At 46.1% G+C, this 13,108-nt stretch carries 10 protein-coding genes; 1 reads left to right on the forward strand and 9 read right to left on the reverse strand.

The annotated features are described in order from the left end of the window. Window positions 1-64: 64 nt before the first annotated feature. The 9 genes from HF312_20480 to HF312_20520 form a co-directional block, all read right to left on the reverse strand. Window positions 65-2,194, reverse strand: coding sequence for a PAS domain S-box protein (locus tag HF312_20480; GenBank protein MCU7522602.1), 2,130 nt, complete (start codon window positions 2,192-2,194; stop codon window positions 65-67). A 4-nt stretch (window positions 2,195-2,198) separates the two neighbouring features. Further along, window positions 2,199-3,044: an HDOD domain-containing protein gene (locus HF312_20485; protein MCU7522603.1), complete on the reverse strand. Its 846-nt coding sequence runs from the start codon at window positions 3,042-3,044 to the stop codon at window positions 2,199-2,201. 27 nt (window positions 3,045-3,071) lie between these two features. Further along, window positions 3,072-3,383 carry a hypothetical protein gene (locus HF312_20490; GenBank protein MCU7522604.1) on the reverse strand — a complete coding sequence of 104 codons (312 nt, stop codon included), beginning with the start codon at window positions 3,381-3,383 and terminating at the stop codon, window positions 3,072-3,074. Window positions 3,384-3,794: 411 nt separating this feature from the next. After that, complete coding sequence (locus HF312_20495; protein ID MCU7522605.1) at window positions 3,795-4,577, reverse strand: dienelactone hydrolase family protein; 783 nt, start codon at window positions 4,575-4,577, stop codon at window positions 3,795-3,797. Between the two features lie 207 nt (window positions 4,578-4,784). Next, window positions 4,785-5,477 carry a DUF554 domain-containing protein gene (locus HF312_20500; protein MCU7522606.1) on the reverse strand — a complete coding sequence of 231 codons (693 nt, stop codon included), beginning with the start codon at window positions 5,475-5,477 and terminating at the stop codon, window positions 4,785-4,787. Between the two features lie 273 nt (window positions 5,478-5,750). Beyond that, entirely contained in the window at window positions 5,751-8,849 is a 3,099-nt protein-coding gene (locus tag HF312_20505; GenBank protein MCU7522607.1) for an efflux RND transporter permease subunit, read from the reverse strand. Between the two features lie 2 nt (window positions 8,850-8,851). Further along, window positions 8,852-10,030 carry an efflux RND transporter periplasmic adaptor subunit gene (locus tag HF312_20510; GenBank protein MCU7522608.1) on the reverse strand — a complete coding sequence of 393 codons (1,179 nt, stop codon included), beginning with the start codon at window positions 10,028-10,030 and terminating at the stop codon, window positions 8,852-8,854. Beyond that, a complete protein-coding gene (locus tag HF312_20515) occupies window positions 10,030-11,310 on the reverse strand; it encodes a TolC family protein (GenBank protein MCU7522609.1) in 1,281 nt (426 codons plus the stop codon). Before HF312_20515 ends, HF312_20510 begins: the two co-directional genes overlap by 1 nt. 89 nt (window positions 11,311-11,399) lie before the next feature. Then, a complete protein-coding gene (locus HF312_20520; GenBank protein ID MCU7522610.1) occupies window positions 11,400-11,738 on the reverse strand; it encodes a hypothetical protein in 339 nt (112 codons plus the stop codon). Window positions 11,739-11,932: 194 nt separating this feature from the next. On the opposite strand from HF312_20520, the gene HF312_20525 reads away from it, so the two are divergent. Then, window positions 11,933-13,027, forward strand: a complete 1,095-nt coding sequence (locus HF312_20525) for a hypothetical protein (GenBank protein ID MCU7522611.1) — start codon at window positions 11,933-11,935, stop codon at window positions 13,025-13,027. Window positions 13,028-13,108 lie beyond the last annotated feature (81 nt).

Genomic DNA, 13,108 nt, shown 5'->3' on the forward strand with positions numbered 1-13,108 from the left:
AGCCCAATTGGGGAATGGGCAATATTCCACGAGCTGAAGCTCGTGGCTATTCAATCCCGGCCATTCACAAATGGGACGCAGCGGGCTTAAATGTTACGGTGAAGGCTGTGCCATGGTCTTTGTGGCTTTGCACCTCTATTGATGCGTTGTTCAGGTCGCAGTATTTCTTGACCAATGCAAGGCCCAGGCCGTTGCCTTCGAAACGCCTGGTGTAGCCGCCTTCTTCCTGCGAAAAAGGAGTGAATAATTTCGGGATGAATTCTTCTGAAATACCTACGCCCGTATCCTTAACCTTAAAGACAACATTTTTATTTTCATCGTTGAAAAGCTGAACGTCGACCCCTCCCCTCTTTGTAAACTTTACGGCATTGTCCAGAAGGTGCAGTATGATCTGCAGAGCCGAATAGCCATCAACTTTTACCATGGCGGATTCGGTTTTATTGGTGTAATTGAACTGAATTTTCTTTGCTCTTGCGGTGGATTCAAATTCCGTAAGGTTTCCGGTTATTATGTCGCTGTTGAGATCCATATTTTCAAAGCGGGCCTCATAGCCTTCGGTCTGCACCTCCGCCATGCTGATTATCATCTCGACGGTCCTGATAAGCCTCAGTCCCCCGTTAGTCAGCATGTTAAAACCGTTTTCAATCTCGGGGGTCATGTGCTCATTTAATTCCATCTTCAGGAGAGATGCAAAGTTCATCATTGTGTTTACAGGCGTTCTTATTTCATGGGACATGAGAGAGAGGAATTCAGATTTAATTTTAGCCGAGGATTCCGCTTTCTCTTTGGCCTTCTTTAGATTATCCTGCATGATCTTTCTTTCGGAAATATCCTCCTGCATAAAAATGTAATGCGAAAGATTGCCTTCGTCGTCTCTTAAGGCACTTGCGGTAACAACCGACCAGAACTGTCCGCCGTCTTTTTTCCGGCTTAAGATTTCCTGTTTCCATTCACGGCCGCCGACCACGACTCCTACAAGATCCTTCTGCAGCTGGAAATCTGCTATGTCGTTTTTCAATAGCGGCGGCATATCGCCCAGTATCTCCTTCAGGCTATAGCCCGTCAGATTTGTAAATGACGGGTTGACATATTCTGTGCACCATCCGGCGTCAGAGATCAGAATAGCAACAGGGCTCTGTTCCACGGCCAGAAAGAGTTTTTTGTTTTCGTCTATTTCGTTTCTTAAGAGCTCATTTATAAAGTGGAGGCTTGCCGTTCTTTCGGCTACTTTTTCCTCGAGGCTTTCCTTCAGCTTCTGGAGCTCCAGCTCTGCAAGCCTGCGCTCGGTAATATCCATAAAGCTTTCGAGAAAATACTCCTCGTTGTCGCCCAGTTTAATAGGCAGGACTTTCCTGATTATGTAAGATGAAGTGCCGTCCGCATTAATGATAGAGCATTCCGCGAAGCTTGTATCGGTGCACAGGCCGCATTCAGATTTTTCTTTCCTCCTGCAGCAGGAGCAGTAGCGGTTCCTTTCAGTGCCGATAAGAAGCTGTTTAGGGATGCCGAGCATTTTACGGGCGACCTGGTTTGCGTCCAGTATCTGGTTACTGTTCTGGTCAATGATGAAAATGCCGGTCTGGAGCGAATCCAGAATTTTCATTATTTCCATTTTGCTCTGCACGAGGCCGTTTACCTTGCGTGTAAATTCGTTTTCAAAAGAAGTCCTTATGGTACCGAGCTCATTTTGGACCGAGTTCAGTTTAATTTCGGCTGCAAGGTGGCCGGAGTACATTTTGAAAAGGTTCAGCAGCTGCAGTTCCATTTCGAATGCAGGAATGCCGAGTTCAACAACTATAAAACCGACAACGCCAGTGAAGCTGATAAGAGGTATAATAAGAACGTCATTATTATTCTTTTCCTTTGTGGGGGCAGATATCACAATGTCGCTTCTGGAAATTGACTTTGCTATAAGGCCGTTATCAACCAGTTCACGGAAGAAGCTTTCGGCTTTTTCTTCCGGGAGGGCGGGCAAAGAAACTTTATGCCTGAATTCAAAGGACTCAGTATCAAGAAGAAATAGCGACAGGGCTTTGCATATATCGAGATTAAGGAAAACATTCAGTCCCGCATTAAGCAGTTCATCGAACGGAACACCTGAGGCTTTAACCTCGTGGTAGAAAAAAACGTTCTTCCAGAATTCCCTTATTAGTGAATCATTCAATTTCAGCTGCTGAAGGTTATCGTTATGCATATTATTAGTCCAGTATATGGCTGATAGTCTGCTTAAAGTCTGCCATGAGGGCGGGAGTGATATCTGTAAACACGCTTGCCGAAAGCCCGAGTGAAGTAAGGGCCTTGATGTTAGGCTGAGGGACAAGCCTGTCGCCCGGGTTTCCGAGGTCGAACATTCTGACCGCAATGTCTGCCACGTGCACGCAGGAGACGAGTGTATCGGTCTTGCCGTCATTTAATCCGGAATGGTGAAAATATATTGTATTTTTAATTACAGGGGGAAGTTTCCATCTTTCGGCCAGGAGTCTTCCCGCCTCAGCGTGGTCGATGCCAATGGAAGTTCTTTCAGCTTCTCTGATAAGGCAGTTTTTTTCCTCAATGATCCTGAAAACTTCCAGGTATTTTTCGCCAAGGAGGTCTAGCAGGAGCAGTTTTCCTATATCGTGCAATATGCCGGCGAGGAAATACTGTTCCAGGTTAGGCACCTTAACCGAAGCCCCTAGCATTCTGGTGCAGATTCCGGCGGCAATTGAGTGTGCCCAGAAATCCTTCGGTTTCATATGTTCTGAATACCTGCTTTTAGAAAAGAATTTTATAACAGAAAGAGCGAGTATAATATTTTTCAGCTCATTAAAGCCGAGGTGCAGAATAGCCTGGGGTATTGTATCGATTCTGCCGCGGAAGCCGAAGAAAGGAGAGTTGGCAACTTTCAGTACCTTAAAGGCCGAGGCCTGGTCTGTAGAGACAATTTTGGCAATATCCTCTGTAGTGGATCTCGGGTTATTCATTGCCTCCGAGATCGTGTAGAAGATTGTTGGTAAAGTCGGCAGGTCCTTTATGCTTTCGGTAATTTTTTCGACTATGTCCATAGTGAGTCCTGTTATGCTTAAATTCGTTTATTTAAGAAGGAGTTCAACTGCTGCTGCGACCATATTCTCCTCAACCGCGTTCCGGGGGATCCAGCCCATTCTCTGCATCAGCTGTTCTTTTGCCTTATTAAGCAGTTCAGGGTCGTAAGCCCTGGCCTCATTTTCCTCCTGGTCGTTATAAATAAGGATGGAAGAAACTCCCCAGGTTTTAAGCATTGCAATATGCCTGCTTTCGATGACGGCTCCCCGGGAGAGGAGCATTTGTCCGTACTTGTTTACGACGGGGGTTTCCAGCACCATTCCGGGCTGAATCTTATCGGTTTCAATGAGCTTTGACATAGTCCTATAAAAAGTTTGTTTCCTACATATATATATGGTGACGGGGAGCGTTTTCGGAAAATTTTTTCAATAATTTTCAAATATTTCGAATTTTTATTCATTCCCGCCCCGAAAAATGGGAAATTCAGGAAAGAAAAGCAAAATTAAGCCGGGTATAAGGGGTATCTTGGAATTGAGTACGAGGGCGAGCGCCTGGCGGAGCCGGATGGGATTATGGCTACGAAAAGGCTGATTGAGAAGGTGGTTTAACTTAGCTACAGACAAGTCGTCTCTCCAAGACTCTGAAGAGGGATTGGTTTCCTCTGCTACAGATCGGCCGCAGCCGACCTCTCAAGGGCTCTGAGTTAAGTTGACTCACAAAGCCTAAGGCGGGGGCGACCGCCGGTCGCCCCTACAAAAAATGGCAAATGTCTATTTAAAGATCTCATTGAAGAATATCTTCATTGCCTCCCAGCTTCTTTTATCGGCGTTGGCGTTGTAGGCTATGCCTTTGGAGGGGTCGCTGCCGGCAGCGGGATTTGTAAACGCGTGCACGGCACCGCTGTAGATATTCATCTGCCAGTCGACTCCAGCGTTATCCATTTCCTTCTGGAATGCCTGACGCATTTCAGGTGGGACGGACTTGTCGTTAGCGCCTGTACAAATTAGGATCTTCCCTTTTATGTTTTTTGCGTCGTCGGGCTTTTGAGTATCAAGCGAAGTATGGAAGCCTACAACTCCCTTTATATTTGCCCCGCTTCTTGCCAGTTCAAGTGCAATCATTCCGCCGAAGCAGTAGCCGATGGCCGCAATTTTACCGGCATCCACGAAGTTGTTTTTCTTAAGGACATCCAGCGCCGCGGTTACTCTTTTTCTTGCAAGCGTGCGGTCGTTTCTGAACTGTGAGGCAAGTTTTCCGGCTTCATCAGGTGTTTTGGCAATGACGCCTTTGCCGTAGATATCGGCCGCAAAGGCCACATAACCCAGCTTTGCTATTTCTTCGGCGCGTTTTTTAGGATAATCATTAAGTCCCCACCATTCATGCACAATCAGGACAGCCGGTCGTTTACCCTTCTGAGCGTCGTCGTAGGCGAGGTAGCCCTGGAGTTTGACGCCGCCGGATTCATAGTCAACGGCCTGAGTGCGGATTTTTGCTTCTATATCGTTCATAAACAAAACTCCCGTTATAAAAAATAAAAGCAGCATAGTTTTCATTTATTTTCCTTTCAAGCTTATTATAATATTTTAGGAGTTGGAGAGGAGGAAAGCAAGGGGAGAAATCGTTCAACGAAGATCGGGGGCTAAAGCCCAATTATTTTTGGATCATTAAACCACCACGACCTAAAGGTCGTGGCAATTCAGTGGCAATTCAGTGGCAATTCAGTGGCTATTCAGTGGCAATTCAGTGGCTATTCATAAAAATTAAAATTTTAATGTCATGCGGATTGTGTAATACAATAGCGGGATGATGATTGAGGGGAGCATGTTGCCCACTTTGATTTTTGTCAGGTTCAGCATGTTGATTCCGATTGCGGCGATTAAGAGTCCGCCTACGGCTGACATTTCGCCTGTTACCGACGGGATGAGCAGATCCTTCATGAATGAGGATGTAACGGTAATAAACCCCTGATATAAAAATACGGATACGGATGAAAACAATACCCCTATACCAAGTGATGATGCAAATACCACAGATGATACGCCGTCAATAACTGATTTTGCAAGGAGTGTCTGGTGGTTGCCTGTAAGTCCGCTTTCCAGTGATCCTATTATTGCCATTGAGCCCACGCAGTATACGAGGCTTGCTGTTACAAAGCCTTCTGAAATGCCGCCTGATGATTTGCGTGAGAATTTAGTCTCCAGCCATTTACCCAGTTTTTCAAGCATATCCTCTATTCTAAGCAGTTCTCCTATGACGCTGCCGATAGCCAGGCTGAAGATTAAAAGGAGTATGTTATTAGTCTGGAATGCGCTTTTAAGTCCAATCAGTATTACTGCAAGCGCCATAGCCTGCATTACAGTTTTATTAAATTTTTCAGGAATGCCGCCCTTGAAGGAAACACCCAGTATGCTGCCCGCAGCGATAGCCAGGGCGTTAACGATTGTGCCAAACAATTAAAAACCTCAAAAAAAATTCAGCACGTAATATCGCACGAATGAGGGAGATGTTCAAGGTAAAATCGTCCGACGTTCGACGTTTCGAAAATACAATATTTCTTTGTTTATTTTTCTATTTTGAGCAGATATTAACCCCTGCCCTCATTGTTTTCTGTTTCTTACCGTTGGTAAGATAAAACGTGGAAGGAGAATTTCAAGGGAATGTTGAATGCTGAATGCTGAATGTTGAATGGAAGAAAGGGGGCGGAAGGATCCGCCCCGGAAGATAATTTATGATTTTTTGAACATGTTTTCGAACCAGCCGTACATTGTAGGGATTACAATGAGAGTAAGGATGGTTGATGTAAAAAGGCCACCTACTACAACTGTTGCAAGGGGGCGCTGAACTTCGCTGCCGGGTCCCGTTGCAAAGAGCATGGGAATAAGGCTGAATATTGCAATTGAGGCCGTCATGAGCACAGGCCTCAAGCGGTCGTTGCAACCTTTCTCTATGGCCTCTTTAAGCTCCATGCCTTCGTGCCTTAACTGCGAGATGTATGAAACGAGCACAACGCCGTTTAATACTGCAACGCCGAAGAGAACTACAAACCCAATTGAAGCCGGGACGGAGAGATAGAGTCCTGATATATATAATGCAATTACGCCTCCGATTAATGCAAAGGGGAGGTTTGAAATTACAAGAAGCGCAAGGCGTATGGACTTAAATGTAATAAAGAGCAATACCAGTATAAGCGCAATTGCAAGAGGCGCAATTATCATGAGGCGGCTCATTGCCCTCTGCTGGTTTTCGAACTGCCCGCCCCATGTGAGATAGTAGCCTGCGGGGAGTTTTACATTTTGTCTTACAGCTTTTTTAGCTTCCGCAACAAAGCTTCCTATATCGCGTCCCTGGATATTCATTTCGATGCCTATTCTGCGGAGGCCGTCTTCGCGGCTTACCTGCACGGGGCCGTCAACAATGGATACGTCGGCAAGCTCTTTGAGGGGAACGTTATATCCCTGTCCCGTTGGAATCAGGAGGCTTCCTATTGCGTCCACTGAGTTACGGTATTCCTCGGGGTAGCGCACGGTAATATCGAAAGAGCGGTTTTCCTCGTAGAGCTGTGTGGCAGCTTTTCCGCCCACGGTAATTTCAACGGCTTTTAAGACGTCGCTTACATTAAGTCCGTAGCGTGCAATTTTCGCGCGGTCGACGTTAACTGCAAGATAAGGCTGACCGGCAACCTGTTCGACCACGAGGTCGGTTGTACCGTCAATTTTAGAAAGGCTCTTTGCAATCTCATCCGCTTTTTCCTTGAGGATCTGCATATCGTCGCCAAAGAGTTTTATTATAAGCTGTGCCTTTGTGCCTGCAACAAGCTCGTCTATGCGGCATTGAATGGGCTGGCTGAATCCGAATCCGACGCCGGGGATTGAGGCAATGGACTGTCTCATCTTTTCTGTCAGCTCCTCGCGCGTATCGGCACTTTTCCACTCGCTTCTGGGTTTAAGGACGCCTACGTAGCCCGTTTTATTAACTCCCACGGCTTCCATTGCAATGCCCGTCTGCCCGGTGCGTGAGACCACGGTTTCGAGTTCGGGGAACTTCTTCAGCTTCCCGCCTATCATCTGGTTTATTTCGAGCGACTTTTCGAGTGAGACTCCGGGAAGGAGCTGCACGTCCATATCGAATGCGCCTTCATCCATTACAGGCATAAATTCCGTGCCTATCTGCGAGAGCATAATTAAGGCAACGGCAACCAGTGCAACGGCTGAAGAGACGACAACTTTCTTTCTTGAAAGGCTCCAGTTAAGAAGCGGGAAATAGATCCTCTTTGCGCCATCAAGAACGGGATTTGCCTTTTCTTTATCAGGCTTTAAGAACATGGCGCAGAGAGTAGGGATAATAAATATTGATAAAAGGAGTGACGACAATAGCGCAATTGCAACCGTTATTGCAAGCGGGGTGAACATTTTGCCTTCCAATCCCTGGAGCGAAAGTATGGGAAGAAAAGTTACGGCAATAATGAGCTCTCCGAATATGCTGGGCTTTCTTACTTCAAGAACCGATTTAAGAACAGTTGAAAGCTTGCGGTCGTGGGTGCCGGATTCGCTTAAGTGCCTCTGGACGTTTTCCACCTGGATGATCGTTGCGTCTATGATCATGCCTATTGAAATTGAAAGGCCTCCAAGAGACATCAAATTGGCATCGACTCCAATTAACTTCATTACAATGAATGTTACAAAAAGTGAGAGCGGAAGTGCCAGAAGGACTACCGAGGCTCCCCTGAAATTCCTGAGCAGAAGGTAGAGTATAACAAGCACCAGCAGGGCTCCTTCAAGGAGAGCCTTTGTAACTGTGTTGACGCTGGTCTGAACAATATCGGCGCGGTCGTAGTAAGGTTTTATTTTAATGCCGTCGGGGAGCATATTGCTTTCATTTATATCCTTAACTTTTTCCTCAACCCTTTCGACCACCTCGCGGCTGTTTTCGCCTTTGAGCATCATTACGATGCCGCCAACGATTTCGCCCGCGCCGTTTTTAAGTGACGCGCCCTGGCGCACGGCTTCACCCACCTTTATATCGGCAACGTCGCGCACAAATACGGGTGTGCCGCCGGAAGATTTAAGAACAATATTTCTTATATCCTCGTCACTTTTTATGAGTCCCACGCCGCGCACAATGTATTCTTCGGAATAGCGGTCGAGTATATTACCGCCCACGTTCTGGTTATTTTTCTGAACGGCCTCATAGACATCGTTTACAGTGAGGTTATACTTAACAAGCTTTTCAGGGGAGACAATAACCTGGAACTGCTTGAAGTAACCTCCGAATGAGTTAATGTCGCTTACTCCCTGAACGCTTTTAAGCGCAGGGTTTACGACCCATTCTTCAAGCGTTCTGAGGTTAGCAAGGTAGTGGACTTTCTCCGCAGGGTCCTTAGGTTCATTTCCTTCAAGAGTGAACTGGTATATCTCGCCCATTGCAGTTGCAACGGGACCCATGCTGGCTTCAACGCCTTCGGGCAGATTTTCCTTTGCTTCAGTGAGGCGTTCTGAGACGAGCTGGCGGGCGAAGTAAATATCGACGTTATCCTTAAAGACGATAGTTACAACAGAGATTCCGAACTTCGTCTGCGACCTCATCTGCTCCAGGCCCGGTATGCCGCGCATAGCCATTTCCACGGGGTAAGTTACGAAGCGCTCAATTTCAAGAGCCGAAAGCCCCGGCGCCTCGCTTACAATTTCCACCTGTATGTTTGTAACGTCGGGAAATGCGTCAACCGGGAGCTTCATGTATGAGTATATTCCGGCAGCAATTATTATGGCTGCAGCCGAAATAATCAGCGCCTTGCGCTCAAGGCAGAACTTAATAATTTTTTCAAGCATATTTATTCTTCCTCCTCAAGCATTCCCTTGAGCATTTCAGATTTCAGGAAGAATGTGCCTTTGGAGACAACGCTTTCGCCTTTGTTGAGGCCGTTGCGGATCTGGACAAAGCCGTTCATTGTGCTGCCCGGTTCAACAAGGCGCTTTTCAAAAGTGGTGTCGTTTCTGGCTACAAATACATAGATGCTTCCCTGGTCGCGGATTAAAGATTCCTCGGGGACAACTATTCCCTTTGCGCTGCCTGAAAGGGGAACGAGCATATTGGCAAACATTTCAGGTTTGAGCTTTCTGCCGGGGTTTGAAAAAGAAGCACGGACTTTTATTGTGCGTGTTTCGCTGTCGACTGTTTCTCCGACATAGATCAGTTTTCCCTTAAATTCAGTTTCAGGGAAAGCCGAGACCTGAAGAGTAACTGGAGAATTGCCCGAGATCATCTGGAGGTCCTTTTCGTAGATCTGTCCGTCGGCAAACAAAGAGGAGGAATTTATGATTCTGAAAGCATTTGTTTCAGGATCCACGTGCTGGCCTATTACAACGCTGCGTTCAACTATAATTCCATCGATAGGAGACTTTACGGGAATGGAGCCTGCAAGGTGGCTGTCGATTTCCTTTGATACGTCCATATCTGAATCATTAAGTCCCACAGAGTGGATCCTTCTGTCCTCGGCATTAAGCTCCGCCTGTGCTTTTTCGTACTCGGCCTGAGCCTCGAGGAAAGATTTCTGGCTTCCTGCTTTTTGTTCAAGGAGTGTCTTCTGGCGTTTCAGATTTGCTTCGGCGTAATTAAATTCGGCCCTTGCCTTTATGAATTGTGCCTTAATTTCGCCAATTTCAATTCCCTCGATCTTCATGAGCGTCTGGCCTTTTCTTACATACTGGCCGAGTTTGACCATAACCTTCTGCACGCGTCCTTCGACAGGAGAGCCCACATGGGCCTCAAGGTCCTGATCGGCAACAAGTTTTGCCGGTATGGTGATTGTGCCAGTAATTGATCTCTCCTCGGCCTGTGAGGTGGCGAGGTTAATTTCCTTAACCGACTGCCTGCTTAATGTTACAAGAATTTCCTTTGTTTCCGGTTTTTTCTCTTCTTTCTTTTCCCCTTCCTGGTTCTTTGCGCCGCAGCCTGTTACAAGCATGCCGGATACAACTAAAAGGGCAGAAAATAGTTTTATGTTTTTCATTATTTGTCTCCAAAGCCTGTTTTAATCTTAAAATTTTCGAGTGATGTGCCTGCTGCCTCTTCAATTGCGATCAAGGAAGCATTATAATTAAGAAGAACCTCCGTGTAGCTGCTTTTGGCGGATATGAGGGTCTGCCTTGCGCCGAGGAATTCGAGGTACGAGATCTCTCCGGCATCGTAGCTGATCTTAGCCGTGCGGTAGGCTTCCATTGCCTGCGGAAGAATTTCTTCTTTATAGAGCTTAACCTGGCGGTTATCGTTCTGGTAGTCGAGGAAAGCGTTCTTCACGTTTAAGTTAAGCTCATTCTGAGCGGACTTATATTCATATTCCGCTCCCCTGAGGTTTGCAGAGGCCTCTTCAATTTCACCTTTCTGGCTGAACATAAACCAGAGCGGAACAGAGACGCCGAGCGAGAAGCCGTAAAAGCCCTTGCGGCCGTCAATTGCCTGGTTGAAGTATTCCAGTTCAAATGCAGGCAGAAGTCCCGACCATGCGATACTGCGGCCGATTGAAGCCGAATTTACGACTAGCGAGGCTTTCTTTAACATGGGGCTCTTTTCATTTGCAGACTTCAGAAGGTCCTCAGGGTTAAATGAGTACTCCGGGTATGAAAGGCTGTCTGTAAGCGTGCATTTTTCAAAGTCGTGTTCAACTCCCAGCACGCTGCATAGCTCGTTGCAGGTAGTTTCAAGTTCATTTTCAGCAAGGCTTACGTCGTTTTTGGCCTGTGCGAACTGGACCTTTGCCGTCAGGTATTCCAGGTTACCGGCCTCTCCAAGGTTCAGTCTTACTTCGGCCTTATGAATAAAATCATCTGTTATAGTTAAGTTTTCCTTTGCAATCTTAAGCTTCTCCCGCCCGGCAAGCACGCTGTAGTAGGCTTTCTTTACGCGGGAGATGAGTGCGAGGCTGGCTGTGTTGTAATCGGACTGAGCCATATCCACTCCCGTTGAAAGGAATGAATACTTTAGTGCAATTGTTGTGGGGAATTCAAATGCCTGTCCAATTTTGAAGTAGCGTTCGCCATAGCCCCCGGGGCTTTTGCCTGAAGGGACGCCCTCGTATTCGAGTGACAGTGTAGGTGAAGGAAGTGATATTCCTCCATGGAATTTTCCTCTTGAAGCGTCAATCTCAGATGCCGCTTTTTTAAGAGCGGGGTTATTGCCAAGAGCAATTGAGATTGCATTTTCAAGAGACAGTTTTTCCGGAAATGCGGATTCCTGTCCATATCCTGCCCTGAAAGCAAGCAGGAGTATGAACAAACAAAAAAATCTGTTCATTTTTATGCTCAATAAATATTATTAAAACCAGGTAGTTAACTGAAAAAATGCCATTAACGGCATTTATGGATGAATAGGGGGATGCTTTTTCAGATCAGAAGAATGCGGTTTAAAATATAAGATGGTTTTTCCTGAGGCCTCTCCGGCGGTAATGTAACAGTACTCTCCGGGACAAACAGATTTACCGGAAGCAGAACAAATGTCAGGACAGCATTGAAGGAAGTATGGGCAATAAATTTCTTTAGTGTCTGGGAGCCGGAGTGTTCATTAAAAGTTGTGGTATTATCTACAAGGTGGCAGAAGTCGTGCGCGGCGTGGTTGACGTCGTACTGCGAAGTAACGAGGTCCAGTTCCGAGTGCAGGAAATGGAAAGTAAATACAGCCAGTATAAGAGCCGAAACTGCGATATGTAGACGTTTATTTTTCATAAAATATGTCACAAAAATACGCAAATGACTTTACTATTCAAATTGGAAGCTGTCAAATGTTTCTCCAGGGAGCTGAAATAATGCAAAAATTACAATTAATTTCGTAAGTTAGGAAGTCCTGATTGGAAAAAAGTTTCCACTCTCCCCAGGGACGGTTAAAACGCAAACTATAATTTTCCAGGCGGATCTTTGTTATGAAAAAAATATATTTCCTTCTATTTTTCTTCAGTTTGGCCTTAGTTTCGTGCAATAAGGGGGACGATAGTGTCTCTGCTGATGTAAGTGCCGTGGTAAACGGCATAATAAAAGTCCCGGGTGAGACAATTTCAATGGCCACAGTAATGCTGGATAATAATCCCCAATCGAGCTCATCTTCGCAGAACGGGGTGTTTGAGTTCTATGGTGTAGCAAACGGGGAGCATACGCTTTCAATAAGCAGTGTTCTTGCAAGCGGCGGAAGCATAACAAAGACTATGACATTCAGCGTCAGTTTCAGCAATGTGGATCTCGGAACAATTGTTCTGTCTAAGCCCTCGAACATAGTAGTGCTGGATTCACTCTCAAAGGCGGGGACATTAACGTTAAAATGGAACAGGTTAACTGATCCTACGTTTAAGGAATATTCCGTTTACAGGAAAAGCACTTCAAATGTTGATGATGTGAGCGGTGAAATGGTTTTTCACAGCACGTCTGTTACGGACACAGTCTTTTCCGACACATATGAAACGGGAGCAACAAAGTACTACAGGGTTTATGCCCGCACAGCTTCGGGCAGCATTTACACCGGAAACACCGAAGGCGTGAACATACCGCCCGTACCGCCTTTTGTAAACGGCAATTTTGAAGAGACAAGAAACGGCAGGATGCCAGACGGCTGGACATACAACAACCAGGGAGTTCCCACTTACAGCTACATTAAACTTTCCACTGCGGAGGTAAAAGAAGGCAAATACAGTGTGGAATTAAACTGGACAGACTCGATTGCCAGCTATTCGCACATGGCAAACCTGTATCAGAAGATTCATACTGAAAGCCTTGAGGCGGGTAAGACATACGAGTTCTCCTTCTGGATAAAGTCGCAGGTTGGCAAGGCCGTTGTATCGATTTATGTTAATGATGCGGGAACTGACATGGAAATACCTTCGGGGCAGGATTGGACAAAAATGTCGACCACTTTCAAGATGTCAAGTGACATCAAGGAGATGCGGGTTGAAATTATCTCGTCGGAGAAGGCGGGTCCAAGACTGAAAGCCTGGGTGGATGATGTGAGGCTTACAAAGCAGGATTAAGGAAGAATCAAAGGGGGATATCTAAGTCCACGAGCTAAAGCTCGTGGCTGTTATGTTAAAAATCAAGTGTAATCGTAAATT

This window comes from Ignavibacteria bacterium (assembly GCA_025612375.1).
In the GTDB taxonomy this organism is placed as follows: domain Bacteria; phylum Bacteroidota; class Ignavibacteria; order Ignavibacteriales; family SURF-24; genus JAAXKN01.

Coding starts and splice junctions, on each gene's coding strand:
- HF312_20480 (MCU7522602.1), bottom strand. CDS start 2,194: ATGCATAACGATAACCTTCAGCAGCTGAAATTGAATGATTCACTAATA.
- HF312_20485 (MCU7522603.1), bottom strand. CDS start 3,044: ATGGACATAGTCGAAAAAATTACCGAAAGCATAAAGGACCTGCCGACT.
- HF312_20490 (MCU7522604.1), bottom strand. CDS start 3,383: ATGTCAAAGCTCATTGAAACCGATAAGATTCAGCCCGGAATGGTGCTG.
- HF312_20495 (MCU7522605.1), bottom strand. CDS start 4,577: ATGAAAACTATGCTGCTTTTATTTTTTATAACGGGAGTTTTGTTTATG.
- HF312_20505 (MCU7522607.1), bottom strand. CDS start 8,849: ATGCTTGAAAAAATTATTAAGTTCTGCCTTGAGCGCAAGGCGCTGATT.
- HF312_20510 (MCU7522608.1), bottom strand. CDS start 10,030: ATGAAAAACATAAAACTATTTTCTGCCCTTTTAGTTGTATCCGGCATG.
- HF312_20515 (MCU7522609.1), bottom strand. CDS start 11,310: ATGAACAGATTTTTTTGTTTGTTCATACTCCTGCTTGCTTTCAGGGCA.
- HF312_20520 (MCU7522610.1), bottom strand. CDS start 11,738: ATGAAAAATAAACGTCTACATATCGCAGTTTCGGCTCTTATACTGGCT.
- HF312_20525 (MCU7522611.1), top strand. CDS start 11,933: ATGAAAAAAATATATTTCCTTCTATTTTTCTTCAGTTTGGCCTTAGTT.